At 65.7% G+C, this 25,088-nt stretch carries 24 protein-coding genes; 19 read left to right on the top strand and 5 right to left on the bottom strand.

What is annotated here, in order from left to right:
* The first annotated feature begins 112 nt into the window (after nucleotides 1–112).
* From trpB to AC6LKD_RS07415, 6 genes are all read left to right on the top strand, one after another.
* Nucleotides 113–1,312, top strand: coding sequence for a tryptophan synthase subunit beta (trpB, locus tag AC6LKD_RS07390; protein ID WP_013392206.1), 1,200 nt, complete (start codon nucleotides 113–115; stop codon nucleotides 1,310–1,312).
* A gap of 10 nt (nucleotides 1,313–1,322) precedes the next feature.
* Nucleotides 1,323–2,186, top strand: coding sequence for a tryptophan synthase subunit alpha (gene trpA / locus AC6LKD_RS07395; protein ID WP_207470093.1), 864 nt, complete (start codon nucleotides 1,323–1,325; stop codon nucleotides 2,184–2,186).
* Nucleotides 2,187–2,221: 35 nt separating this feature from the next.
* Nucleotides 2,222–3,097: an acetyl-CoA carboxylase, carboxyltransferase subunit beta gene (gene accD / locus AC6LKD_RS07400; protein ID WP_013392208.1), complete on the top strand. Its 876-nt coding sequence runs from the start codon at nucleotides 2,222–2,224 to the stop codon at nucleotides 3,095–3,097.
* A 241-nt stretch (nucleotides 3,098–3,338) separates the two neighbouring features.
* Nucleotides 3,339–3,887 carry an acyloxyacyl hydrolase gene (locus tag AC6LKD_RS07405; RefSeq protein ID WP_013392209.1) on the top strand — a complete coding sequence of 183 codons (549 nt, stop codon included), beginning with the start codon at nucleotides 3,339–3,341 and terminating at the stop codon, nucleotides 3,885–3,887.
* A gap of 294 nt (nucleotides 3,888–4,181) precedes the next feature.
* A complete protein-coding gene (locus AC6LKD_RS07410) occupies nucleotides 4,182–5,198 on the top strand; it encodes a Bug family tripartite tricarboxylate transporter substrate binding protein (protein WP_498115676.1) in 1,017 nt (338 codons plus the stop codon).
* A gap of 63 nt (nucleotides 5,199–5,261) precedes the next feature.
* The gene (locus AC6LKD_RS07415; protein ID WP_013392211.1) at nucleotides 5,262–6,809 is read left to right on the top strand and encodes a UxaA family hydrolase; all 1,548 of its coding nucleotides are present in this window, start codon (nucleotides 5,262–5,264) and stop codon (nucleotides 6,807–6,809) included.
* 134 nt (nucleotides 6,810–6,943) lie between these two features.
* On the opposite strand, the gene AC6LKD_RS07420 is transcribed toward AC6LKD_RS07415, so the two are convergent.
* Nucleotides 6,944–7,879: a dihydrodipicolinate synthase family protein gene (locus AC6LKD_RS07420; RefSeq protein WP_498115677.1), complete on the bottom strand. Its 936-nt coding sequence runs from the start codon at nucleotides 7,877–7,879 to the stop codon at nucleotides 6,944–6,946.
* Between the two features lie 172 nt (nucleotides 7,880–8,051).
* Between AC6LKD_RS07420 and AC6LKD_RS07425 the strand changes: the two genes are divergently transcribed.
* Nucleotides 8,052–8,948 carry a LysR family transcriptional regulator gene (locus AC6LKD_RS07425; protein ID WP_498115678.1) on the top strand — a complete coding sequence of 299 codons (897 nt, stop codon included), beginning with the start codon at nucleotides 8,052–8,054 and terminating at the stop codon, nucleotides 8,946–8,948.
* A 168-nt stretch (nucleotides 8,949–9,116) separates the two neighbouring features.
* On the opposite strand, the gene AC6LKD_RS07430 is transcribed toward AC6LKD_RS07425, so the two are convergent.
* A complete protein-coding gene (locus AC6LKD_RS07430) occupies nucleotides 9,117–12,200 on the bottom strand; it encodes an Rne/Rng family ribonuclease (RefSeq protein ID WP_498115679.1) in 3,084 nt (1,027 codons plus the stop codon).
* A gap of 522 nt (nucleotides 12,201–12,722) precedes the next feature.
* Here AC6LKD_RS07430 and AC6LKD_RS07435 point away from each other — a divergent pair.
* The 4 genes from AC6LKD_RS07435 (at nucleotide 12,723) to msrQ (ending at nucleotide 16,131) form a co-directional block, all read left to right on the top strand.
* A complete protein-coding gene (locus AC6LKD_RS07435; protein WP_492274816.1) occupies nucleotides 12,723–13,685 on the top strand; it encodes an RluA family pseudouridine synthase in 963 nt (320 codons plus the stop codon).
* A 2-nt stretch (nucleotides 13,686–13,687) separates the two neighbouring features.
* On the top strand, nucleotides 13,688–14,338 hold the full coding sequence (locus tag AC6LKD_RS07440) for an HAD family hydrolase (RefSeq protein WP_013392216.1): 651 nt from the start codon (nucleotides 13,688–13,690) through the stop codon (nucleotides 14,336–14,338).
* 170 nt (nucleotides 14,339–14,508) lie between these two features.
* Nucleotides 14,509–15,471 carry a protein-methionine-sulfoxide reductase catalytic subunit MsrP gene (gene msrP, locus AC6LKD_RS07445; protein ID WP_013392217.1) on the top strand — a complete coding sequence of 321 codons (963 nt, stop codon included), beginning with the start codon at nucleotides 14,509–14,511 and terminating at the stop codon, nucleotides 15,469–15,471.
* Between the two features lie 9 nt (nucleotides 15,472–15,480).
* Nucleotides 15,481–16,131, top strand: coding sequence for a protein-methionine-sulfoxide reductase heme-binding subunit MsrQ (gene msrQ, locus AC6LKD_RS07450; protein ID WP_013392218.1), 651 nt, complete (start codon nucleotides 15,481–15,483; stop codon nucleotides 16,129–16,131).
* A gap of 12 nt (nucleotides 16,132–16,143) precedes the next feature.
* Here the strand turns inward: msrQ and AC6LKD_RS07455 are convergent, their stop codons facing one another.
* The 3 genes from AC6LKD_RS07455 to AC6LKD_RS07465 are packed head-to-tail and all read right to left on the bottom strand — an operon-like array spanning nucleotide 16,144 to nucleotide 18,242.
* A complete protein-coding gene (locus tag AC6LKD_RS07455) occupies nucleotides 16,144–16,929 on the bottom strand; it encodes an N-acetylmuramoyl-L-alanine amidase (protein ID WP_498115681.1) in 786 nt (261 codons plus the stop codon).
* Nucleotides 16,930–16,932: 3 nt separating this feature from the next.
* Entirely contained in the window at nucleotides 16,933–17,643 is a 711-nt protein-coding gene (locus AC6LKD_RS07460; protein WP_498115683.1) for an SAM-dependent methyltransferase, read from the bottom strand.
* Entirely contained in the window at nucleotides 17,640–18,242 is a 603-nt protein-coding gene (locus tag AC6LKD_RS07465) for a Maf-like protein (protein WP_013392221.1), read from the bottom strand. The genes AC6LKD_RS07460 and AC6LKD_RS07465 overlap by 4 nt, the downstream gene beginning before the upstream one ends.
* 181 nt (nucleotides 18,243–18,423) lie before the next feature.
* Between AC6LKD_RS07465 and AC6LKD_RS07470 the strand changes: the two genes are divergently transcribed.
* From AC6LKD_RS07470 to fabF, 8 genes are all read left to right on the top strand, one after another.
* Nucleotides 18,424–18,972: a YceD family protein gene (locus AC6LKD_RS07470; RefSeq protein ID WP_013392222.1), complete on the top strand. Its 549-nt coding sequence runs from the start codon at nucleotides 18,424–18,426 to the stop codon at nucleotides 18,970–18,972.
* Nucleotides 18,973–19,024: 52 nt separating this feature from the next.
* Nucleotides 19,025–19,207, top strand: a complete 183-nt coding sequence (gene rpmF / locus AC6LKD_RS07475) for a 50S ribosomal protein L32 (RefSeq protein ID WP_013392223.1) — start codon at nucleotides 19,025–19,027, stop codon at nucleotides 19,205–19,207.
* 59 nt (nucleotides 19,208–19,266) lie between these two features.
* The gene (gene plsX, locus AC6LKD_RS07480) at nucleotides 19,267–20,334 is read left to right on the top strand and encodes a phosphate acyltransferase PlsX (RefSeq protein ID WP_013392224.1); all 1,068 of its coding nucleotides are present in this window, start codon (nucleotides 19,267–19,269) and stop codon (nucleotides 20,332–20,334) included.
* Nucleotides 20,334–21,320, top strand: coding sequence for a beta-ketoacyl-ACP synthase III (locus AC6LKD_RS07485; protein ID WP_013392225.1), 987 nt, complete (start codon nucleotides 20,334–20,336; stop codon nucleotides 21,318–21,320). Before plsX ends, AC6LKD_RS07485 begins: the two co-directional genes overlap by 1 nt.
* Before the next feature lie 97 nt (nucleotides 21,321–21,417).
* Complete coding sequence (gene fabD / locus AC6LKD_RS07490; protein ID WP_498115685.1) at nucleotides 21,418–22,353, top strand: ACP S-malonyltransferase; 936 nt, start codon at nucleotides 21,418–21,420, stop codon at nucleotides 22,351–22,353.
* A 4-nt stretch (nucleotides 22,354–22,357) separates the two neighbouring features.
* Entirely contained in the window at nucleotides 22,358–23,110 is a 753-nt protein-coding gene (fabG, locus tag AC6LKD_RS07495; protein WP_013392227.1) for a 3-oxoacyl-ACP reductase FabG, read from the top strand.
* A gap of 215 nt (nucleotides 23,111–23,325) precedes the next feature.
* Nucleotides 23,326–23,565: an acyl carrier protein gene (gene acpP / locus AC6LKD_RS07500; protein ID WP_003813816.1), complete on the top strand. Its 240-nt coding sequence runs from the start codon at nucleotides 23,326–23,328 to the stop codon at nucleotides 23,563–23,565.
* Between the two features lie 192 nt (nucleotides 23,566–23,757).
* Nucleotides 23,758–24,987 (top strand): beta-ketoacyl-ACP synthase II, encoded by a 1,230-nt coding sequence (gene fabF / locus AC6LKD_RS07505; RefSeq protein WP_013392228.1) that lies wholly within the window; start codon nucleotides 23,758–23,760, stop codon nucleotides 24,985–24,987.
* The last annotated feature ends 101 nt before the right edge of the window (nucleotides 24,988–25,088 follow it).

Here is a 25,088-nt window from a genome sequence, read left to right on the forward strand (position 1 = left end):
CGGGGCGGCCAGGGCGTAGCGCCCGGCCGCTGCCGGCGTCAGGTAAAATGACGGGTTGCAAACCGGATTTGCGGCCGGCAGTGGCCGCCGCGATACCCGGGGGAGATGCTTGGTGAAACCTTACGACTTTCCGGATGCCCAGGGCCATTTCGGCCCTTATGGCGGTGTTTTCGTGGCGGAAACGCTGATGCACGCGCTCGACGAGCTGCGCGCGGCCTATGACCATTACCGTGTCGACCCCGCCTTCCAGGAAGAGTTCAACTACGAACTCAAGCATTTCGTGGGCCGTCCGAGCCCGGTCTACCATGCCCGCCGCTGGTCGGAAATGGTGGGCGGCGCCCAGATCTGGTTCAAGCGCGAAGACCTGAACCATACCGGCGCCCACAAGGTCAACAACTGCATCGGCCAGGCATTGCTGGCCAAGCGCATGGGCAAGCCCCGCGTCATCGCCGAAACCGGCGCTGGCCAGCACGGCGTGGCCACCGCCACGGTGGCGGCCCGCTACGGCATGGAATGCGTGGTCTACATGGGCAGCGAAGACGTCCGCCGCCAGGCGTCGAACGTCTACCGCATGAAGCTGCTGGGCGCCACGGTGGTGCCGGTCAACTCCGGCTCGCGCACCCTGAAGGACGCGCTCAACGAAGCCATGCGCGACTGGGTCACCAACATTGAAAACACCTTCTACATCATCGGCACGGTGGCGGGCCCCGACCCCTATCCCCGCATGGTGCGCGATTTCCAGACCGTCATCGGCAACGAATGCCTGACGCAGATGCCTGAAGCCGCTGGCCGCCAGCCCGACTACGTCGTGGCGGCGGTGGGCGGCGGCTCCAACGCCATGGGCATCTTCCATCCCTATATTCCCTACGAAAACGTGCGCCTGATCGGCGTCGAGGCGGCGGGCGAGGGCATGGACAGCGGCCGCCACGCCGCTTCCCTGGCCGCGGGCCAGGTGGGCGTGCTGCATGGCAACCGCACCTACGTCATGCAGGACGCCGACGGCCAGGTCCAGGAAACCCATTCGGTCTCCGCCGGCCTGGACTATCCCGGCGTCGGTCCGGAACATGCCTGGCTGAAGGACTCCGGCCGCGCCGAATACGTCGGCATCACCGACGCGGAAGCCCTCAAGGCCTTCCACGATTGCTGCCGCATCGAAGGCATCATGCCTGCGCTGGAATCGTCGCACGCCATCGCGCAAGCCGTGAAGATGGCCGCCACGCTGCCGCGCGACGCCGTCATCCTGGTCAACTTGTCGGGCCGTGGCGACAAAGACATGCATACCGTGGCCGAACAGGCCGGCATCGAGCTCTGAGGCCCTGTCCATGACCACTCGCACCGACCGCATCGCCGCCGCTTTTGCGCGCACCGCCGAATCCGGCCGCGCCGCGGCGCTGATTCCCTACATTGCCGCGGGCGATCCCTCGCCCGCCGCCACCGTTCCCCTGATGCACGCGCTGGTCGAGGCCGGCGCCGACGTCATCGAACTGGGCGTACCGTTCTCCGATCCCATGGCCGACGGCCCGGTGATCCAGCGCGCCGCCGACCGCGCCATCGCGCAGGGCGTGGGCCTGGCCCGCGTGCTGGACCTGGTGGCCGAGTTCCGTCAGCGCGACGCCGCCACGCCGGTGGTGCTGATGGGTTACGCCAACCCGATAGAACGCATGGGCCAGGCCGAGTTCGCGCGCCGCGCCGAGCAGGCTGGCGTGGACGGCGTGCTGGTGGTGGATTATCCGCCCGAAGAAGTCGTCGAGTTCGCGGCCACGCTGGGCGAGCATGGCATCGCCCCGATCTTCCTTTTGGCGCCCACGTCCACGGAAGCGCGCATCAAGGCCGTAGCCGCGGTCGCCCGCGGCTACGTGTACTACGTGTCGCTCAAGGGCGTCACGGGTTCGGGCTCGCTCAATACCGATGACGTGGCCGAGCGTTTGGCCGTGATCCGCCGCCACGTGCGCGATATTCCGGTAGGCGTGGGCTTCGGCATCCGCGACGCCGAAAGCGCCCAGCGCGTGGCGCGCGCGGCCGACGCCGTCGTGATCGGCAGCAAACTGATTGAAACCATGGAGCAGGCGGCGGCGGACGCCCCCGCGGCCCAGAAAACCGACGCCGCAGTCACCGCCGCCAGCGGCTGGCTGCGCACCATCCGGCAAGCGCTGGATCAAGTAAAACGAGCAAGCGCGTCGGCCTGAGTGGCGGGCGTGACCTCATACGGGATGAATAATCAATGAGCTGGATCGAAAAACTCCTGCCTCCTCGCATCAACAAAACCAGCGAAAGCGGCCCGCGCCGCGTTCCCGAAGGCCTTTGGGTGAAATGCCCGTCGTGCGAATCGGTGCTGTACAGCGAAGACTTGGCGGCCAACCTGCACGTCTGCCCCAAGTGCGACCACCACATGCGCATCGGGGCTCGCGCCCGCATCGATTCGCTGCTGGATGTCGAGGGCCGGGTCGAAATCGGCCAGACCACGCGTTCGGTCGACACGCTGAAGTTCAAGGACACGCGCAAGTATCCCGAGCGTCTGCAGGAAGCGGTCAAGCAAACCGGTGAAACCGACGCCATGGTGGTCATGAGCGGCTCGATCCGCGGCGTGTCCGCAACCCTGGCCTGCTTTGAATTCGAATTCATGGGCGGCTCCATGGGCTCGGTGGTGGGCGAGCGCTTTGCGCGCGGCGCCCAGGCCGCCCTGGACAACCGGACGCCGTTCATCTGCGTGGCCGCCTCGGGCGGCGCGCGCATGCAGGAAAGCCTGCTGTCGCTGATGCAGATGGCCAAGACCAACGCCATGCTGACCCGCCTGTCGGCGGCCGGCCTGCCGTTCATCAGCGTGTTGACCGACCCCACCATGGGCGGCGTGTCGGCCAGCTTTGCCTTCATGGGCGACGTGGTCATCGCCGAGCCCAAGGCGCTGATCGGCTTTGCCGGCCCGCGCGTGATCGAACAGACCGTGCGCGAAAAGCTGCCGGAAGGCTTCCAGCGCGCCGAGTTCCTGCTGCAGAAGGGCGCCATCGACATGGTCGTGGACCGCCGCCAGCTGCGCGAGGAAATCGCCCGCCTGCTGGCCTTGCTGACCAATCAGCCCGCGGATGTGGTGACGGCCTGAATCTTGCCTCCATCCTGCCGGCCTTTTTGGGCGGACTGGATGGGCGGTGATCGGATGCCGCCGGCAGCCTCGGGCTCCCGGCGGCATTCTCGTTTAGGGAGTTTGTCAGGAGGCATCTGAAGGACGTTATTCGGAACAGTCTTTTCCATCCGCGATGTTGCCTGCCTGCGACAGAAATCGAGTCGTCCGGCCCGGATTTTGCTATGTTGCGTACTAGGTTTGAAATCTACGGAGTTTTCCAATGCAGTTGACCAAGAAGAAGATGCTTACCGGCCTTGTGGGACTTGCCCTGGCTGCAACCGCGTCGCTGGCAAGCGCCCAATCGTCCGAAGGCACCCAGGGCGGCGTCAGCATGCATTACGGCATTGGAGACCACTATCAGCGCCTGACGCTGAACTACGAAACGCCATCTGTCTGGACCTACCAGTTCGGCGGCAACTGGGGTCGCCTGGACCTGACGCCTGAACTCGGCGTGTCGTACTGGAAGGCTAGTGGTTCGCGTTCGCCCAGCCATGTCTGGCAGCTCAACGCCATCCCGATGTTCCGCTGGTGGACTGGCGAACGCTTCTACATCGAAGCGGGTATCGGCGCCACGCTGTTCTCCAGCACGCGCTTCGCCGACGAGAACATCAGCACCGCCTTCCAGTTTGGCGACCACATCGGCATGGGCTTTCTGGTGACGCCGAACAATCGCATCGGCCTGCGCTATTCGCACTTCTCCAATGCCAGCATCAAGCGCCCGAACCCGGGCCTGGACGTGGTGCAGCTGACCTACACCTATCAGTTCTGATTCCGCCTTGCGCGAGCCTGGCGCGGCCCCAGGGCGCGCCAAACAGAAAGATCCACCCTCAGGGGTGGATTTTTTTTTGGGCTGCCGCGCTGAGTTGCTTCCCGCTCAATCTAAAACAACAAAAATATTATGTTCTGATGCTGCGTACACATACTTGTTGGTAAGGAGTGCAATGGCCAGAATGCCCAGGCACCGCACAACACACAATGAGCCGCCGCGCGGCCCCTGATTCTCCGCAGCACGCATGGCCGCGCCAGGAGAGGGGACGCGACGACGGCAAACGGAGACCAACGCATGAACTACCCCTGTACGCCCGCGCGTCCGCTGACGCGCATGGCCACCGCTATTGGCCTGGCCCTCGCGCTGTCCTGCGGCGCATCCGCCGCATCCGCCGCATCGGCCGAGGAGTTTCCCAACAAGCCGCTGCGCATGGTCGTGGGTTTTGCGCCGGGAGGCGGCGCGGACATCGTGGCGCGCCTGGTGGGCGCCAAGATGGCCGAAAGCCTGGGGCAGCAGGTGGTGGTGGAGAACCGGGCCGGCGCCACCGGCACCATCGCCGCCGACAACGTGGCCCGTTCGCCTGCCGACGGCTATTCGCTGTTCCTGGGCTCGCAGTCCACCATGGTGGTCGCCCCTTCCTTGTTCCCGTCCCTGCCGTTCAAGCCTGAAAAGGACTTCGCGCCGGTGTCGCAGGTGGTGACCATGCCTCTGATCCTGGTGGTCAATCCGGCGTTGGTGGACGCGAAGACCGTGCAGGAGCTCACCGAGCACATCCGCAAGGCGGGCGACGGCGCCATGAGCTACGCCTCGTCGGGCCAGGGCGGTCCGCAGCACATTGCCGGGGAACTGTACGCGCACATGGTGGGCACCAAGGTGACGCACGTGCCCTACAAGGGCGAATCGGCCGCCATGGCGGATGTGCTGGGCGGGCACGTGCCGTACATGTTCGCCAATCTTCCTGTGGCCTTGCCGCACATCAATTCGGGCAAGGTCCGGCCGCTGGCCATTACCAGCCTGAAGCGCGATCCCAAGGCGCCGCAGATTCCGACCCTGGCTGAATCGGGCTTCAAGGACTTTGAAGTGTCGACCTGGTACGGCGTGTTTGCGCCGGCCAATACGCCCAAGCCCGTGGTGGGCAAGCTTGCCGATTCCATCCGCGCGGCCCTGCAACAGAGTGACATGCAGGCCAAGCTGAGCGAGCAGGGTTTCACGGTGGTGGGTAGCGATTCCGAGACCTTCACACGCTTCGTGGGGGCGGAGTTGCCGCGCTGGTCCGTGCTGATCCGCGACATAGGCATCAAACCCGAATAGCCGGCCTGCCCGCGCCAGGGCATCCGCGGCCGGGCGTTCCCTTCATTCCTGCGAGACCAAAATATGATCGACTTAAGCGAAAAGCGCGCTGCCGGCCCCGTCATCCGCCTGCACTCCGCGGACAACGTGGTGGTGGCGCGCGTGCCCATCGGCATAGGCGCGGCCGTGCCTTCCGAGGGCATCGTCAGCCGCAGCCAGATTCCGGCCGGCCACAAAATCGCGGCGCGCGACCTGCGCGCCGGCGAGCCCATCCTCAAGTACAACGTCTGCATCGGTTTTGCGGCCAGCGACATTCCGGCGGGCACCTACGTCCACTCGCACAATATGGACTTCCAGGAGTTCGACCGCGACTACGCGCACGCCCGCGACTACGTGCCTACGCCGGTCTTGCCCGAGTCCGAGCAGGCGCGCTTTCTCGGCATCGTGCGCGCCAATGGGCAGGTGGCCACGCGCAATTACATAGGCGTCATGGCGACGGTCAACTGTTCGGCGACGGTGGTGCATCGTATTGCCGAGGCTTTCACCCCGGAACTGATGGCGGCCTATCCCAACGTGGATGGCGTGGTGGCGCTGAGCCATGGCATGGGTTGCGGCATGGAGATGTCGGGCGAACCCATGGACCTGTTGCGCCGGACGATGGGCGGCTATGCCTGCCATGCCAACTTCGCCGCTGTGCTGATCGTCGGGCTGGGCTGCGAGCGCAACCAGCTGGATGCCTTGCTCAAGGATCAGGGCCTGGAGGCGGGCGCGCGACTGAAGACCTTCATCATGCAGGAGACCGGCGGCACGCGTAAAACCATCGAGGCCGGCGTCGCCGCAGTGCAAGCCCTGCTGCCGCAGGCCAATGAGGTCGAGCGCGTGCCGTTGCCGGCGCGGCACCTGACGGTGGGGCTGCAATGCGGCGGGTCGGACGGCTTTTCGTCCATCACCGCCAATCCGGCGCTGGGCGCGGCCATGGACATCCTGGTGCGCCACGGCGGCACCGCCATCCTGTCCGAAACGCCGGAGATCTACGGCGTGGAGCACACGCTGACGTCGCGTGCCCGCAACCGCGAGGTCGGCGAGAAGCTGGTGCAGCGTATCCGCTGGTGGAAGGAAGAGTATTCGCCCGGGCGCGACGTGCAGATCAACGGCAAGGTCAGCCCGGGCAACCAGATGGGCGGCCTCGCCAATATCTTCGAGAAATCGCTGGGTTCTTCGATGAAGGGCGGCACCACCGCGCTGATGGAGGTCTACCGATACGCGGAGCCGGTGCGCCAACCCGGCATGGTATTCATGGATACGCCCGGCTTCGATCCTGTCTCGGCGACCGGGCAGATTGCCGGCGGGGCCAACATGATCTGTTTCACGACCGGACGCGGCTCGATGTTCGGCGCCAAGCCCGTGCCGTCGATCAAGCTGGCGACCAACACGCCGATGTATGAAAGGCTGACGGAAGACATGGACGTCAATTGCGGCGCCATCCTGGACGGCACCGCGACGTTGCAGGAAGTTGCGCAGCGCATCTTCGAGGAAATCCTGCTGGTGGCTTCCGGCACGCGCAGCAAGAGCGAGCTGCTGGGGCTGGGCGACCACGAGTTCGTGCCCTGGAACATCGGCGTGGTGAGCTGAGGCGCGCAGCCGCATACGCAAAAACGCCCCCGCGGACGGCCATCCAGGACCGTGCGCGGGGGCTTTTTTTTGCCGCGGATGTGCCGCTGTGTTGTGCGATTCCGCAGGCGGCGGCGCGCCTGCGGGACTGGCGATTAGTTGTCCGCCAGCGTTTGCGCGCCCGGCATGTCGAAGCCGTTGTCATCCAGGGCGGCCTGCAAGGCGGTGCGCTGTTCGGCGTTCAGTTCCACCAGGGGCGGGCGTACCGTCGCCCAGGCGGGGTCGCCGGACTTCCAGGCGATGGCGGCCTTCATCGCGGGGATCATGGGGAATTTGCCGAACACGTTGCGGGTCGCGTTCAGTCCGGCCTGGCGGGCGTCGGCGTCGGCTTCCTGCCAACGCTGTTGCAGCGCGACGATCGGGCCCGGGTTGACGTTGCCGGTGGCCGTGATGCAGCCCACGCCGCCGGCGCGCAGCGTCTGCAGCAGGAAAGCCTCGCTGCCCGCGTAGACCCGGAAGCCGCGCGGCGCAAAACGTTCGATCATGGCCGCCGTGTTGTTCCAGTCGCCGCCGCTGTCCTTCACGCCCGCGACCTGGCCGGGGTAGCGGTCCAGCAGGCGGTCTATCAGGTCCAGGCTGAGCGGCACCTGGCTCACGGGCGGGATGTGGTACAGGTACATGCGCAGCCGGTCGTCGCCCACGCCTTCGATCAGTTCGGCGTAGTAGCGGAACAGGCCCTCGTCGCTTACGCCCTTGTAGTAGAAGGGCGGCAGGACCAGCACGCCCATGCTGCCGCTGCGCACGGCGTGGCGGGTCAGCTCGATCGCGTCGGGCAGCGCGCAGGCGCCGGTGCCGGGCATTAGTGCGGACGGCTCCACGCCAGCTTCCAGCAGCGCGTCCAGCAGGCTGCGTTTTTCAGACAGGGCCAGCGAGTTGGCTTCTGAGTTGGTGCCGAATATGGCCAGGCCGACGGATTGCTCGCGCAGCCAGCGGCAGTGCTTCACGTAGCGTCCCAAGGCCGGGCGATAGGCTGCGTCGAATGGCGTCAGGACCGGAGAAAAAACGCCGGGAATGCTGGCTTGGGTGCTCATTGTCTCTACTCGTTGTCTGATGAATGAAAAGGGCGCGCCAGGCGGCGCGACGGCAACGTCTGATTCTGGCACCGAACCAGCCGATGAACATCTGCTGTTTAATTGCTTCAATCCATAAAATTGTTGTGGTTTGCCCTGGCGCAAACCGAGCATACAGAAAAAAGGGGACGTTTTGGATACGCGATATGTGCAGAGTTTTGTGTCAGTGGTCGAATGCGGATCACTGGCGGAGGCGGCGCGCCGGCTGGACCTGACGCCTGCCGCCATCGCGGCACGGGTGCGCACCCTGGAAGAGGAATTGGGCGCCACGCTCATCAAGCGCGTCGGCCGCAGCGTCAAGGCTACCGAGGCGGGCCTGAAAGTGCTGGAGCGCGCCCGCGGCGTGCTGCGCGAGGTGCGGGATCTGCGCGCCAGCGCCAGCGACGATGCGCCTTTGGGCGAACTGCGCCTGGGCGTATCGGTGTCGGCGCTCACGGGCATCATGCCCATCGTGCTGGCGCGCCTGTACCGGCGCCTGCCAAAACTTGCCGTCTTCATCGAGCCGGGCACGTCCAATCACCTGTATCACCGGGTGATCAACGGCGACCTGGACGCGGCCTTCATCGTCAAACCCCAGTTCAACCTGTCCAAGGGCTATGCCTGGAAACTGGTGGCGGAAGAGCCGCTGGTGGTGCTGGCGCCGCCCGACACCGCGAGCAACGACGCCCACGAGCTGATGAGCACGCAGCCCTTCATCCGCTACGACCGCAACGTCTGGGGAGGCCGCCTGGCGGACCAGTACCTGCGCCAGCACGGCATCGTGCCGCGCGAGCGCCTGGAGGTCGACGGCCTGATGGGCATCGCCTGCATGGTGTCGGAAGGATTGGGGGTGTCGCTGGTGCCCGACTGGGCGCCGGATTGGCTGGACAGCCGGCGCGTCAAGCGCGTGCCGCTGCCGGGGCGGGCGCCGCTGCGCCGCATGGGGATCCTCTGGGCCCGGCACATGCCGCATTCGGCGCTGGCGGAAGCGTTCGTGGAAGAAGCCGGGCTGGCCTTGAACCTGCCTGCGGAGCGGATAGAAGGCGATTGAGAGGCGCGGGGCGCCGGCGAGTCGCATGGGGCCTGGCGCACCGGGGATGGGCCGCGTCAGCATGACCGCGCATCGGGTCCACCATGAAAAACACCCCGGAAACTGGATCGAGATCCAGCTCCCGGGGTGCGGGGTATTGCGCGTCGCAAGCCTTTGCGGGCTTGCGGCTTAGTGGCGCGTTTCGACCTGAACCAGCGGCTCGTTGGAAACGGACGCGACCGGCTTGCGCTCGCGGCCCAGGCGGACCGGCGTATGCGCCGCGGCGATGCGCAGCTGGGTCTGTGCGTGGCGGTCCGGATCGGTTTCCACCCACTGCAGGCCAGCAGCGTTGACCACGTCATGCAGGGCTTGGGCCTTGGCCGACGGAGCAACTGCCGGCACCACGATGGGCTGGCTGGCTACGGGCGCGGCGGCAGGCGCCGGGGCCGCCGTTTCCTGGACCACCGGCGCGGCAGGGGCGACGGGGGCGGCAGGGGCGGGCGTGAGCACGGGTTCGACGGCAGCGGCTTCCACCGGTGTCTGTTCGGACGCTGCGGGGGCGGAAGCCTCGCTCGCGGCTTGCACGGAAACCGGCTGCGTTACCTCGGGGGCCACCGTCTGCACGGGCTGGGCCACGGCTTCAGCGGCTTGCACGGGTTCGACCTGTTGGGCTGCAACCGGAGTGGCGGCAACCTTGGCGGGTTCAGCCGGTGCGGCTGCAGCCTCTTGGACTTGCACCGGAGCGGCTTCGACTTGCTGAGGCTGGGCCGGAGCGGCTGCGACCTGCTGGACCGGGGCCGGCTCCACGGCTTGCGCGGCGCTCACGGCGGGCTGGGCAGCGGAGTCTTCCGATTGCTCGGCGCCGTCATCGTCGGCGCCATCTTCGAGCTGCTCATCGCTGCCGGCCAGACCTGCTTCGTCCGGGCTGCGGCGGCCACGGCGGCTGCGGCGGCGGCGGCGCTTGCGCTCGGGATCGGCCGCGCCTTCGGCGCCTTCGATGCCGGGCACGCCATCGGCGGCCTGTTCGACGGTTTCGGAGGTTTCGGCGACCAGCTCGGCAGCTTCAGGGGCAGGCTTGGTCTCGGGCAGAGCGGTGGCAACCGTCTGCGCCAGGGCGGCGACCATGCTTTCCTGTTCGCTCATCGGCGCGTCGGACTGGCCTTCCTCGCGGCGGTTGCGGCCGCGGCCGCGACGGCGGTTGCGACCGGCGCCGGCATCTTCGCCGCCGGCTTCCCCGGCTTGCTCGGGACGATTGGACGCCAGGGCCGCTTGCGTGGCCTGGGTGTCGCGTTCGCCGCGGGCTTCGTTGCGGTTGTGGCGATCGCCGCGTTCCTGGCGTTCGCCTTCGGGGCGGCGGTTGCCGCGCACGTGATGGCGGCCGCCCTCGCTGCCTTCGGCGCCTTCGGTGCGCGACTCGCCGCGGCGGTTGCGGTTGCGGTCCGAACCATGGCGTTCGCCACGGCGTTCCTGGCCGTCATGGCCGCTGCGGCCCTTGCCGCGGCCGGAGCTGGCGCGCTTGGCGCTGTCTTCCTGGGCGGCGGGAGCGGGCTTGGCCGCCTCGGAGCTGCCTCCCAGCCAGCCGAACAGGCGCTTGAACAGGCCGCCCAGGCCGCCGGCTGCTGCCGGAGCGGGAGCCGCCGCGGCGGGAGCCGGGGTTGAAACCGGAGCGGGCTGCGAAGGCGTGATGCCCTTGACCAGCGCTTCCGGACGGGACTTGATCTCGTGCTCGCGCGGCTGCCAGGGGGCGTCCGTGGCCGGAGCTTCAACCAGTTCGAAGCTGGTCTTCAGTTCTTCCAGGCGCGGATCGTCGTGGCGCAGGCGCTCGATGTGGTGGTGCGGCGTTTCCAGATGCTTGTTGGGGATCAGCATCAGGTTGACCTTGAGGCGGGCTTCCATCTTGGTGATGTCGGCGCGCTTTTCGTTCAGCAGGTAGGTAGCCACGTCGACCGGCACTTGGGCGTGCACGGCGGCGGTGTTTTCCTTCATGGCTTCTTCTTGCAGCAGGCGCAGCACGTGCAGGGCGCTGGACTCGGCGTCGCGGATCACGCCGGTGCCGTTGCAGCGCGGGCAGGTGATGTGCGAGCCTTCGTTCAGGGCCGGGCGCAGGCGCTGGCGCGACAGTTCCATCAGGCCGAAGCGCGAAATCTTGCCCATCTGGACGCGGGCGCGGTCGAAATGGAGGGCGTCACGCAGGCGCTGTTCGACGGCGCGCTGGTTCTTGCTGTCCTCCATGTCGATGAAGTCGATGACGATCAGGCCGCCCAGGTCGCGCAAACGCAACTGGCGGGCCACTTCGTCGGCGGCTTCCGAGTTGGTGCGCAGCGCGGTTTCCTCGATGTCGGCGCCGCGCGTGGAGCGGGCCGAGTTGACGTCCACGGAAACCAGGGCTTCGGTGTGGTCGATGACGATGGCGCCGCCCGAAGGCAGCGTCACCGTGCGCGAGTAGGCCGTTTCGATCTGGTGTTCGATCTGGAAGCGGGAGAACAGCGGGATATCGTCGCGGTAGCGTTTGACGCGCTGGACGTTGTCCGGCATCACCACGCTCATAAAGGCCGTGGCCTGATCGGCGATCTCGTCGGTATCGATGAGGATCTCACCGATTTCCGGGGAGAAGTAGTCGCGGATGGCCCGGATGACCAGGCTGGATTCCAGGTAGATCAGGATGGGCGCGGAGTTGTCGCGCGCGGCGCCATCGATGGCCGTCCAGAGCTGCAACAGATAGGACAGGTCCCACTGGAGTTCTTCGACGTTGCGGCCGATGCCGGCGGTACGGGCGATGATGCTCATGCCCTGGGGCAGATCGAGCTGCTCCATGGTGTCGCGCAGTTCCTGGCGGTCCTCGCCCTCGACGCGGCGCGAAACACCGCCGCCGCGGGGGTTGTTGGGCATCAGGACCAGGTAGCGGCCAGCCAGCGAGATGAACGTGGTCAGGGCGGCGCCCTTGTTGCCGCGCTCTTCCTTTTCAACCTGGACGATCAGTTCCTGGCCTTCGCGCAGGGCGTCCTGGATGCGGGCGCTGCGGACGTCCACGCCTTCCTTGAAGAAGCTGCGGGCTACTTCCTTGAAGGGCAGGAAGCCGTGGCGGTCTTCGCCGTAGTTGACGAAGCAAGCCTCGAGGCCGGGTTCGATCCGGGTGATGACACCTTTGTAGATGTTGCCTTTGCGTTGTTCGCGGCCGGCAGTCTCGATGTCGAGGTCGATGAGTTTTTGCCCATCGACGATAGCGACGCGTAATTCTTCCTGATGCGTCGCATTGAACAGCATGCGCTTCATGAGAGGGGTTCTCCGTTGTCATGACGCGCCGATATCGGCGCGTGACCTCGGGTCACTCGGGCTGCGGCTGAAGCGGGCAAGAAATGCGGACCGTACCTGGGCGGCGCCCAGGCGTATCCGCCGCGGGTCAGGCGGGCACGTCGAGCCGTGGGGCTCGGGGTTCTGTCAGCAGGAGGGTCAGCTTCACTGAATGTGGTTTGACGGAAAAGTGCTGTGAACGGCAGTTGCGGTCGGATTGGTTGCCCACGCGCAGCTGGTGCTTTAAATATGCGACGATTCTTGCGGTGCTTCAGAGCCGCTTGCGGCATGCAACGGACCTGCTGGGACAGCGGGCAAAATGAATGCCACACCACTATCCGGCAGGGCGCGGTTGCGCCGGCGACCAAATGACCCCAGGGGTTGAATGAGCAGGCAGTACAATGGCGGCCCGCGCGCTCGACGGAGTTGCGTAACGTTGCATCTCTACGTCAGGCGGCTAGTTCAGCCCCTTTAGGCTGTCCCGATTATATGTCGCTTTCCGCAATGCGCAAAGAAACTTCCTCCTCGAAAACCCTCTCTAAAGCTCCCCCCGCCGTCCGCATGGTGGAGGTCGACGCCGAGCAGGCCGGCCAGCGCCTGGACAACTTTCTGGCCAGACTGTGCAAGGGCGTCCCCAAAACCCACATATACAAGGCCATCCGCGGCGGCGAGGTGCGGATAAATAAGGGACGTACTTCGGCCGACTACAGGGTCGCCGAAGGCGATGTGGTGCGTATTCCGCCCTTGCGCTTGCCCGATCCCGGCAAGCCCCGTCCGGTGCCCGGCGCAGAGTTCCCGGTGGTGTTCGAGGACGAGGCCCTGCTGGTGGTGGACAAGCCCGCTGGCGTGGCGGTCCATGGCGGCAGCGGCGTGTCCTTTGGCGTGATCGAGCAATTGCGGGCAGCCCGGCCCGGCGCAAAATTCCTGGAGCTGGTCCACCGCCTGGACCGGGAAACCTCTGGCCTCTTGATGGTGGCCAAGAAGCGCAGCGCCTTGCTGGCGCTGCACGCCATGCTGCGCGAAGGAAAAGGGGATAAGCACTACCTGGCCCTGGTCGAGGGCGATTGGGTCAATGACCGCCAGCACATCAAGCTGGGCCTGTCCAAGTGGACCACCCAGTCCGGCGAACGCCGGGTAAAGGTCGATCCAGACGGCCAGTCGGCGCACACCATCGTCACACTCAAGCAGCGGCTGGGTGGCTATAGTCTGGTCGACGCTGAATTGCGCACCGGCCGTACCCACCAGATCCGGGTGCATCTGGCCGCCAGCGGCTTTCCCATCGTCGGTGACGATAAATACGGTCACGATGAGGTGCGGGCGGAGTTCGCTCGCATGGGCTTTGGCAGGATGTTCCTGCATGCCCATCAATTGACCTTGGCCCACCCGGTGACGGGCGAGCCCCTCACGCTTACCGCCGAGCTGCCCCCCGCCTGCCGGCAAATACTGAAACAACTGGAGTCGGTCTGATTATGTCGTATTCGCTGGTCGTTTTTGACTGGGATGGCACCCTGATGGATTCCACGCACAGCATCGTGGCAGCCATCCAGGGCGCCTGCCGCGACCTGGAACTGGCGGTGCCGTCGGCATCCGACGCCAGCTGGGTGATAGGCCTGTCCCTGGAAAGCGCCTTGCGCCGCGCGGTGCCGGACCTGACGCAGGCGATGCTGCCGCGCTTCCTGGAGCGCTACCGCACGCATTACCTGCTGCGCGACCCGGAGTTGCGCCTGTTCGAGGGTGTGCAGGAACTGCTGGCCGAACTGGCGGGGCAGAACGTGCGCCTGGCGGTGGCGACCGGCAAGAGCCGCGTGGGCCTGACCCGCGCGCTGGCCGCAACTGGCCTGGGGCCGCTGTTCGACGCCACCCGTACCGCTGACGAGACTTTCAGCAAGCCGCATCCCGCCATGCTGCATGAACTGATGCAGGAGTTGGACGTGGATCCGGATCGCGTGGTGATGGTGGGTGACACCTCGCACGATCTGCAGATGGCGATCAATGCCGGCGTGCACGGCCTGGGCGTGACCTATGGCGCGCATACCCTGAAGGAACTTGAGGGTTGCTCGCCCCAAGCTGTGCTCGACAGCGTGCCGAAGGTGCGCGAGTGGCTGTTGCCGCGGGTCTAGCCGCTGTCTGTCGCCCGGGTTTCCCCGGGCGCGGAACGCCTGCCGCCGGCTCGGGTCTATAGGAAATACCCGCAAGCGCCGCCTGCCGCGGAATATCATGGGGCGGCGCGGCGTCCATGGCTTGCGCAGGGCGCGCCCATGATCCTGCGGGCGCTACACCGGAGACCATGATGCTGATACGCAAGCCCGACGATTTTCTTCCGTCCGAGATCACCTCCGAGGCCGTCTGGCGTTCGCGCCGCGAACTGATGTTGCGCGCCGGGGTGGTTGCCGCCGCCGCGGGCCTGCCAGGCTGGGCCACGCGCAGCGCGCATGCCCAGGAGGCCGGCGCGCTGCCGGGCAAGGCCAACGCCGCCCTGAGCGTCATGGACAAGCAGACCTCGCTGGCCGACATCACCTCGTACAACAACTATTACGAGTTCGGCATGGATAAGGATGATCCAGCCGCCAACGCCGGCAAATTGCAGACCCGTCCCTGGAGCGTGAGTGTCGAGGGCGAAGTCGGCAAGCCGCGCACGTTTTCCATAGAGGAACTGCTGAAGCTGGCGCCGATGGAAGATCGCGTCTATCGGCTGCGCTGCGTCGAGGGCTGGTCCATGGTGATCCCCTGGGTGGGGTATTCGCTGTCGGCGCTGCTCAAGCAGACGGAACCCACGGGCAACGCCAAGTACGTGGAATTCGTGACCGCCGTGCAGCGCGAGAACATGCCCGGCGTGCGCTCCGGCGTCCTGGATTGGCCCTACGTGGAGGGCCTGCGTATCGATGAGGCCATGAATCCCCTGGCCATGCTGGTGTTCGGCGTCTACGGCCGCGTGCTGCCGAACCAGAACGGTGCGCCGCTCCGTTTGGCCGTGCCCTGGAAGTACGGTTTCAAGTCGGCCAAGTCCCTGGTGAAGATCCGTCTGGTGGAAAAGCTGCCCGTGTCGTCCTGGATCAAGGCCGCGCCGCAGGAGTATGGCTTCTACGCCAATGTGAACCCGGACGTGCCCCATCCACGCTGGAGTCAGGCCACCGAGCGCCGTATCGGCGAGGACGGCCTGTTCTCGCCCAAGCGCAAGACCTTGATGTTCAATGGTTATGGCGAGCAGGTGGCGGCGCTCTACCAGGGCATGGATCTAAAGGCGAACTATTGAGGCGTTCGTATGCCTGATGGCACTCCGCAGGCGGTTCCCGCTGCGCCGCCACGCAAGACACAGCTTTCTGCCAAGGCGGTAGGGCGTTTCAAGCCGTTCCTGTTCCTGCTTGGGCTGACGCCTTTCGCGCGCTGGATCTGGCTGGGCGTGAACAACGGGCTGACGGCGAATCCCGTCGAGTTCCTGACCCGTTCCTCGGGCACCTGGACCTTGGTCTGCCTGCTCGTGACGCTGGCCATCACGCCGCTGCGCCGGCTGACCGGCCAGCCCGCCCTGGTGCGCTTGCGCCGCATGTGCGGCCTGTTCGCGTTCTTCTATGGGTCCATGCATTTCATGGCCTGGGTCTGGTGGGACCGCGGTTTCGATCCGGCGGGCATGCTGCGGGATATCGGCGAACGTCCCTTCATCATGGTGGGATTCGCGGCGTTCGTGCTGATGGCCGCGCTGGCGGCCACCTCGACGCAATGGGCCATGCGCAAGCTGGGCAAGCGCTGGCAGAGCCTGCATCGCGCCATCTATGCCATCGGGCTGCTGGCGGTGCTGCATTACTGGTGGCACAAGGCAGGCAAGAACGACCTGACTCAACCCGCGCTCTACGCCGCCGTGCTGGCCCTGCTGCTGGGCTGGCGGCTGTTCGCGTGGCTACGCGCGCGGCGCTGAGGCTGGCCGGTTCTACAACATCGCCAGCATGATGGCGGCGGTTTCGGCGTCGGGCTGGCCGTCGTACAGCGCTGGCCGGTAGTGCATCTGGAAGGCCGCCAGTGCGCCGATCGTGGCTGGATCCAGCGTGCCGTCCTGTGGGCAGGCGTAGCCCAACCGCGTCAACTGCTTCTGGAACCACGCCACGTCGGGGACGCCCTGGATCTGCAGCCGCGCAAGGTGCTCGGCGGCGCCGGTTTCGTCATACCAGCGCCCGATTCCCGTCGCGGCCAGGGCTTTCCAGGGGAAAAGGGGGCCAGGGTCGACCTTGCGCTGCGGGGCGATGTCGCTGTGGCCCACGATGTTTTCGGGCGCGATGCCGTGGCGCTGCGCAATATCGCGTACGAGTATGGTCAGCGCGCGCAATTGCCGGTCGTTATAGGGGTGCCAGACGGGCTTGCCGTCCGTGCCCTCCGTCCAGCCTGGATTGACGATTTCTATGCCAATGGACGTGCTGTTCATGGCGATGTTGCCGTACCAGGAGCTGGTGCCGGCGTGCCAGGCGGCGCGGCTCTCGTCCACCAGCCGGTAAACGCGTCCAGCGTCGTTGACCAGATAATGGGAGCTGACCTTGCCCTTGGAGAGCAATTCCATCGAACGGGCGTCGTCGACGCTGGTGTAGTGCAGCACGATGCTGCGTACCCGGCTGGCCTGGCTGACCGCGGTGACCGAAGTGTCCAGGTCCAGGCCGGCGGGGCCGCGCGCGGCGCACCCTGCCAGGATGGCCGCGGCAAGCGGCGCAAGAATCAGGCGGCGCATGGGTCAGCGCGCCAGGAAGAGGAACAGCGTGGGCAGCTTGTCGAGCTGGGGCGCTGGCTGCTTTTTCCAGTCGGCCACGCTGCGGGTGACGATCCATTCGTCGACGGTCGTGACCGAGCGCGCCACGCACAGCTTGGTGTCGCCTTTCAGGCTGGCCAGCAGCGTGGCGAACATGGCGGCGTTGCGATAGGGGGTTTCGATCAGCAGTTGGGTCTGGTTGTGCTTGGCCGAGTGCTGTTCCCAGGCGCGCAGCTGCTTGGCGCGTTCCGCCGGGTCTACCGGCGCATAGCCATGGAAGGCGAAGCGCTGACCGTCCAGTCCGCTGGCCATCAGGCCCAGCAGGATGGAGGAAGGGCCGACCCAAGGCTTGACGATTATGCCGAGCCGATGGGCGGCGTCCGCGACTTTGGCGCCCGGATCCGCGACGGCGGGGCAGCCGGCCTCGGAAACCAGGCCGATTTCCGCGCCCTTGAGCGCAGGCTCCAGCCAGGCCTTGATCTGGGCGGCGTCGACCTTGTCGTTCAGGGTGTGGATGGTGATTTCCTGCAGCGGCCGGACGGTGCCGATCAGCTTGAGGAAGGCGCGGGCGGTCTTGGCGTTTTCGGCGATATAGGTGTCCAGCCGGCCCGCCAGGGTGCGGACCTCGGCGGGTAGCCAGCGCTCGGGCGGGGCTTCGCCCAGGCCGACCGGGATCAGGTGCAGCGCGCCGCTCATGCGGCGGCTCCAGGGGCGTCCAGCGGATCCAGGCCGAACTGCGTCAGCATGCGAGTTAGTGCGATCAGCGGCAGGCCGATGATGGCGGTGGGGTCGTCGCTCTGGATGCTCTCCATAAGCGCGATGCCCAGGCTTTCCGCCTTGGCGCTGCCTGCGGTATCGTAGGGTTCCTCGGCGCGCAGATAGGCCTCGATGGCGCCGTCCGTCAAATGGCGGAAACGGCAGCGCGTGACAATGTCGGCTTTTTCCACCCGTTGGCCGTCGGTGACGGCCAGGGCGCTGTGGAATTCCACGATTTGACCCGACAAGGCCCGCAATTGCGCCAGGGCGCGCGGGAAATCCCCCGGCTTGCCTATGGGCTGTCCGTCCACGGTGGCCACCTGGTCCGAGCCGATCACGATGCTGCCGGGATGCTTGGCTGCGACCGCCATGGCCTTGGCCACGGACAGGCGCAGCGCCAGGGCTTCCGGCGTTTCGCCGGACTGTGGCGTTTCGTCTACATCGGGGGAAATCGCCGTGAAGGGCAGGCGCAGGCGGGACAGCAGTTCTTTGCGGTAACGCGAGCTGGACGCGAGGATCAGGCTAGGCTTTGAAGGCATGCGATATTTGACGTTAATGCGTAAGTCACAGTATTATCTAACGTTTTGCGGGATTTTTGCATGGCTGGGCGTTAAGCCCGCTGCGGCGGGTGGTTAAACCCACTGCATACAGGCGCATGCACAACCCCGCGAATGCAAAGGACTGAACATCAAGCGCATCGATGCATACGCATTTGCCCACATGGGCAAGGAAGCGCAAGGAACCATACCTCTTGTGCGGTTTACGCGCGCGGTTGACGGGCTACCCGAACAACCGCTGGGCGAGGCCGGGCTGGTGACGTGGTCCGTGCGCGGCGAAATGGGTAAATCCGGCCTCTTGCTGGGCCGGCCGCTGCTGCATGTCCATGTTCAGGCGAATCCGGTTCTGGTGTGCCAGCGGTGCAATGAACCGTTTGTGTATCCGATCGACAGCGAAGTCCTCTTGCAGCTGGTCAAGTCCGAAGCCGATCTCGACGACGATGCTTCCTATGGGGAGTCATCCGGCGAGGACGACGAGGACGAAGAAGGAAATGGTTTTGTGTCCAACCTGCCTGAAAAGGTGGTGGGTTCGCATCATTTTGATCTGCTGGCCCAGATCGAAGATGAGCTCATTCTGAGCGTTCCGTATGTGCCCAAGCATGATGTATGCCCGGGCGCGCTGGCCAAGGTCAGCGAAGCTTCTCCCGAGGAGCCCGCTGTCAAGCGTCCGTCGCCGTTTGCGGTGCTGGAACAACTGAAGCACAAAGATTGAGATCAACATCGGGCCGCATCGCGTACAATGCGCCCCGTTTCTAGGAGTCATCATGGCCGTTCAACAAAACAAGAAGTCCCCGTCCAAGCGCGGTATGCACCGCTCGCACGATTTTCTGGTGAACCCGCCGACGGCGATCGAACCCAACACGGGCGAAGCGCATCTGCGTCACCACATCAGCCCCAACGGCTTCTACCGCGGCCGCAAGGTCCTGAAGACCAAGGCCGACGAATAAGGCCCCCGGGCCGAACTCGTACTCGGACCATTTCGGCTGAGCGCTGATACCTGGCACCCGTGATACGCATCGCCATAGACTGTATGGGCGGAGACTTCGGTCTGCCCGTCACGATTCCGGCTGCGATCGAGTTCGCCCGGCAATTTCCGGATACCCGGCTATTGCTGGTCGGGCTTCCCGACGCTATTGAAGCGGCGCTCTCCGAGCACCGTGGGGTAGCGCGCGATCGCATTGAAATCGTGGCGGCTTCCGAAGTCGTCACCATGGACGACCCGGTTGAGGTCGCCCTGCGCCGCAAAAAAGACTCCTCCATGCGCCTGGCCGCCCAGTCCGTCAAGGACGGGCGCGCCGACGCCTGCGTTTCCGCGGGCAATACCGGCGCGTGGATGGCCATTTCACGCTATGTGCTCAAGACGCTGGACGGCATAGACCGCCCCGCGATCGCCACGTCCATTCCGAACCAGACGGGCCGCGCCACCACGGTGCTGGACCTGGGTGCGAATGTGGACTGCACGGCCGAGCACCTGCTCCAATTCGCCATCATGGGCGCCGCGCTGTCGCAGGCGGTGGACCATCGCGAGCGTCCCTCCGTGGGCTTGCTCAATATCGGCGAAGAGGTCATCAAGGGCAACGAAGTCGTCAAGGAAGCCGCTGAGCTTCTTCGAAGCAGCCCGCTCAACTTCTACGGCAACGTGGAAGGCAATGACATATTCAAGGGCACGGTCGACGTCGTCGTCTGCGACGGTTTCGTCGGCAACGTCGTGCTCAAGTCCGTCGAAGGGCTGGCGAAGATGTTGTCCAGCGTCATTCGCGAAGAGTTCAAACGCAATCTGATCACGCTGCTGGCCGGCGCGGTGGCCAAGCCGGTGCTCAACCGCCTGCGCACCCGCGTCGACAACCGCCGCTATAACGGCGCCGCCTTGTTGGGCCTGCGCGGCGTGGTCATCAAGAGCCATGGTTCCGCGGACGTCTACGCCTATGGATTTGCGTTGCAGCGCGCCCGCGAAGCCGTAGTGAGTAAACTGCTGGAGCGCACCGCCGAGACGGTCGCTCAGATTACCAAGCGCGTTCAGTCTGGCGAGGGCCCAACGGCATCGCCGCCGAACGTGGCTGGGGACACCGCTTGATGGATACCGCAATGAAATATTCCGTGATCGCGGGCACCGGCAGCTTCCTGCCGGAACGCGTGGTTTCGAATGACGAACTGGCGGCGGAACTGGCGACGCGCGACATCGCCACTTCCGACGAATGGATCGTCGAGCGCACCGGCATCCGCCAGCGCCACCTGGCCGAACGCGGCGTGACCACCAGCCAGCTTGCCACCGAGGCCTCGCGCCGCGCGCTGGCCGACGCGGGCGTGGACGCGTCCGAGGTCGACCTGATCGTGCTGGCCACGTCAACTCCTGATTTCGTGTTCCCGAGCACCGCCTGCATCGTGCAGGCCAATCTCGGCGCCAAGGGTTCGGCGGCATTTGACGTGCAGGCCGTGTGCAGCGGTTTCGTCTACGCCATGACCACCGCCGACAGCTTCATCCGCGCCGGCCGCGCGCGCTGCGCGCTGGTCATCGGCGCCGAAGTCTTCTCGCGCATCCTGGACTGGAACGATCGCGGCACCTGCGTGCTGTTCGGTGACGGCGCCGGCGCCGTGGTGCTCAAGGCTTCCGACAAGCCCGGCATCCTGGCCGCGCAATTGCACGCCGACGGCAGCCAGGCCAAGATCCTGAACGCCGCGGGCAACGTCGCCTATGGCGACGTGACCGGCGATCCGTTCCTGCGCATGGACGGACAGGCTGTGTTCAAGCAGGCCGTCACGGTGCTGGACCGTTCCGCGCGCGATACCTGCGCCGAAGCGGGCGTCGAGATCGCCGACGTCGATTGGCTGATCCCGCACCAGGCCAACGTGCGCATCCTGAATTTCCTGGCGCGCAAGCTTGCCGTGCCGGTCGAGAAGGTCGTCGTCACCGTCGACAGCCACGCCAACACCTCGGCGGCCAGCGTGCCGCTGGCCCTGGATGCCGCGCGCCGCGACGGCCGCGTCAAGCCGGGCCAGTTGATCCTGATGCAAGGCGTGGGCGGCGGATTCACCTGGGGCTCGGTACTGGCCCGCATGTAAGGGCGCGCTCCGGCGTGGCGTGGCGCATGCGCCGCGGCCGCCGGAACGATGTGCCTGGCATTCCACACAGACACTGAATCAATCCATACGGTCCATCATGAAAATCGCTTTTGTCTTTCCTGGCCAAGGTTCCCAAGCTGTCGGCATGCTGGACGCCTGGTCCGGCGTCGCGGCCGTCACGGACACCGTGGCGCGGGCCAGCCAGGCGCTGGGGCAGGATCTGGGCGCGCTGATCGCGCAAGGTCCCGCAGAACAGCTCAACCTGACCACCAATACCCAGCCCGCCATGCTGACCGCCGGTGTCGCGATGTACGCGGCCTGGTGTGCCGCGGGCGGCCGCAAGCCCGATGTCGTGGCCGGCCACAGCCTGGGCGAGTACGCCGCATTGACGGCCGCGGGCTCGCTCGCGCTCGAAGATGCCGTGCGCCTGGTGCGAGTGCGCGCTGATGCCATGCAGGCTGCCGTACCGGTGGGCACCGGCGCCATGGCCGCCATCCTGGGCCTGGACGACGACGCCGTGCGCGCTGCCTGCGAGGCTGCTGCCCAGGGCGAGGTCGTCGAGGCCGTGAACTTCAACGCGCCCGCGCAGGTCGTGATCGCAGGCCACAAGGCCGCGGTCGAACGCGCCTGCGAACTGGCCAAGGCGGCGGGCGCCAAGCGCGCGCTGCTGCTGCCGGTGTCCGCACCGTTCCATTCCAGCCTGCTCAAGCCCGCCGCCGAAGTGCTGGCCGGCGCGCTGGCTGGCGTGACGGTGTCCGCGCCGCAAGTGCAAGTGATCAACAACGTCGACGTGGCTTCGCCTGTCGAACCCGGGGCAATCCGGGATGCGCTGGTGCGCCAGGCATGGCATCCTGTGCGCTGGGTTGAAACCCTGCGCGAGATGAAGGCGCAGGGCGTCACGCACATCATCGAATGCGGTCCCGGCAAGGTGCTGGCCGGCCTGACCAAGCGCATCGACCCCGAACTCACGGGCATGGCCATTACCGATCCTGCTTCGCTTGAAGCCGCGTTGGCCGCCGTCAACGGAAATTAAGAACATGGACAACACCTCGATCGAACTGCAGGGCAAGATCGCGCTGGTGACCGGCGCCACGCGCGGCATCGGCCGCGCCATTGCCCAGGAACTGGCTGCGCGCGGCGCCACGGTCGTCGGCACCGCCACCTCCGAATCGGGCGCTGCCGCCATTACCGAAGCGCTGGCGCCGTTGGGCGGCCGCGGCGTGGTGCTGGACGTGACCGACGCCGCTGCCTGCGATGCGCTGATCGATGCGCTGGGCAAGGAAGGCGGTGGTCCCCATATCCTCGTCAATAACGCCGGCATCACCCGTGATACGCTGGCAATGCGCATGAAGGACGAGGACTGGTTGGCGGTCATCGACACCAATCTGGCTTCGGTTTTCCGCCTGTCGCGCGCCGTGCTGCGCAACATGATGAAGGCCCGCTGGGGACGCATCATCAACGTCACGTCGGTGGTAGGTTCCAGCGGCAACCCCGGCCAGGCCAACTACGCGGCCGCCAAGGCCGGCGTGGCTGGCATGTCGCGCGCCCTGGCGCGCGAGCTGGGCAGCCGCAACATCACCGTGAACTGCGTCGCCCCCGGTTTCATCGATACCGACATGACGCGCGCGTTGGGCGAAAATCAGACTGCGGCTCTGTTGCAGCAGATTCCGCTCGGCCGCCTGGGTTCGCCCGCCGACATCGCCCACGCAGTGGCGTTTTTGTCCGGACCGCAGGCGGGTTACATTACCGGCACCACCCTGCACGTCAACGGCGGGATGTACATGCAATAAGTCACGAATCGCGCGTAGGCGGCCAGTTCCGCCGCGCCGCCGCCGGACTCGATCGGCGCGGCAACGCGAGATTCAACCGGAAACGCCGCACACCGGTTTCCTGCGCCACTCCCGGCGACAGATCAAGTGCGCGGTGTTATTTTTCTCACGGCCAGGCGTCGCAAAACTCAGCGCTTGGCTATAATTCGCGGGATTTTTCCCATTTGGAGATCTGCATGGAAAGCATCGAACAGCGCGTCAAGAAGATCGTCGCTGAACAACTTGGCGTCAACGAAGCCGAGATCAAGAACGAATCCTCCTTCCTTGACGACCTCGGTGCCGATTCGCTCGACATGGTCGAACTGGTCATGGCGCTCGAAGACGAATTCGAGACCGAGATCCCCGACGAAGAGGCCGAAAAGATCACGACCGTGCAACAAGCGATTGACTACATCAATTCGCACGGCAAGCAGTAAGCTGGGCTTTTACCCTTCTGGTTGCCTCGCGACATCCGTCGCAGCCAACCGGGAAATCGGGGCGGTTTCAGGAATTTGCCGTGCGGTCCGCATGCGGGAAGGGCGTAGTCAAGCCCGACCCGCTTTCGTGTGGACCGCACGTGCAGCGCATCCCGAAAACCGCCTTTCTTTTGTCTGTTTGAGGAGTCATCCGTGAAGCGACGTGTCGTCATCACTGGCCTGGGTATCGTTTCTCCCGTCGGGAACGACTTGACCACCGCTTGGGACAATATCGTCAACGGACGTTCTGGCATCAGCCGCATCACCCGTTTCGATCCCTCGGCCATCACCACGCATATTGCCGGCGAAGTCAAAGACTTCGACATCAGCACCTATATCTCGGCCAAGGAAGCCCGCCAGATGGATACCTTCATCCATTACGGCCTGGCCGCCGGGATGCAGGCATGGCGCGATTGCGGCCTGGAAGTCACCGAAGCCAACGCAGAACGCATCGGCGTGATCGTGGGTTCCGGCATTGGCGGCCTGCCGCGCATCGAGGAAACCCAGGTCGAATACCTGGCCAAGGGTCCGCGCCGCATTTCGCCGTTCTTCGTGCCCGGTTCGCTGATCAACTTGATCTCCGGCCATCTGTCCATTACCTATGGCATGAAGGGTCCGAGCTACGCCGTGGTGTCGGCTTGCACCACCGGTCTGCATTGCATTGGCGATGCCGCGCGCCTGATCGAGTACGGCGATGCCGACGTCATGGTGGCTGGCGGCGCCGAATCGACCGTGTCGCCGCTGGGCATCGGCGGTTTCGCCGCCATGCGCGCCTTGTCGACCCGCAATGACGATCCTGAAACGGCTTCGCGTCCCTGGGACCGCGACCGCGACGGCTTCGTGCTGGGCGAGGGCGCAGGCGTACTGGTGCTGGAAGAGTACGAACACGCCAAAAAACGCGGCGCGCGCATCTACGGTGAGCTCGCAGGCTATGGCATGAGCTCGGACGCGCACCACATCACGGCTCCCGACAAGGACGGCCCGCGCCGCGGCGTGTTGAACGCGCTGCGCAACGGCGGCTTGAACGCGGAAGACATCCAGTACGTCAACGCCCACGGTACCTCGACGCCCCTGGGCGACAAGAACGAGACCGATGCGCTGAAGCTGGCTTTCGGCGACCACGCCAAGAAGCTGGTGGTCAATTCGACCAAGTCCATGACCGGACACCTGCTCGGCGCGGCCGGCGGCATCGAGGCGGTGTTCACCACCCTGGCGGTCTACAACCAGGTGTCGCCGCCCACGATCAACATCTTCAATCAAGATCCGGAATGCGATCTGGATTACTGCGCCAACGAGGCGCGGCAGATGAAGATCGACGTCGGCCTGTCCAACTCGTTCGGCTTCGGCGGCACCAACGGCTCGATGGCCGTTCGCCGGGTCTGATTTGGACGAGCCGTTCGGGGGGCGCTGGGCGTTGCGCGTGCCTGTCCTGCGGCCAAAAAGCGCCACGGCGCTTTTTGGCCTGGCGCTGGCCGCCGCTGGCG

Source organism: Achromobacter sp. D7-1, from assembly GCF_059760445.1.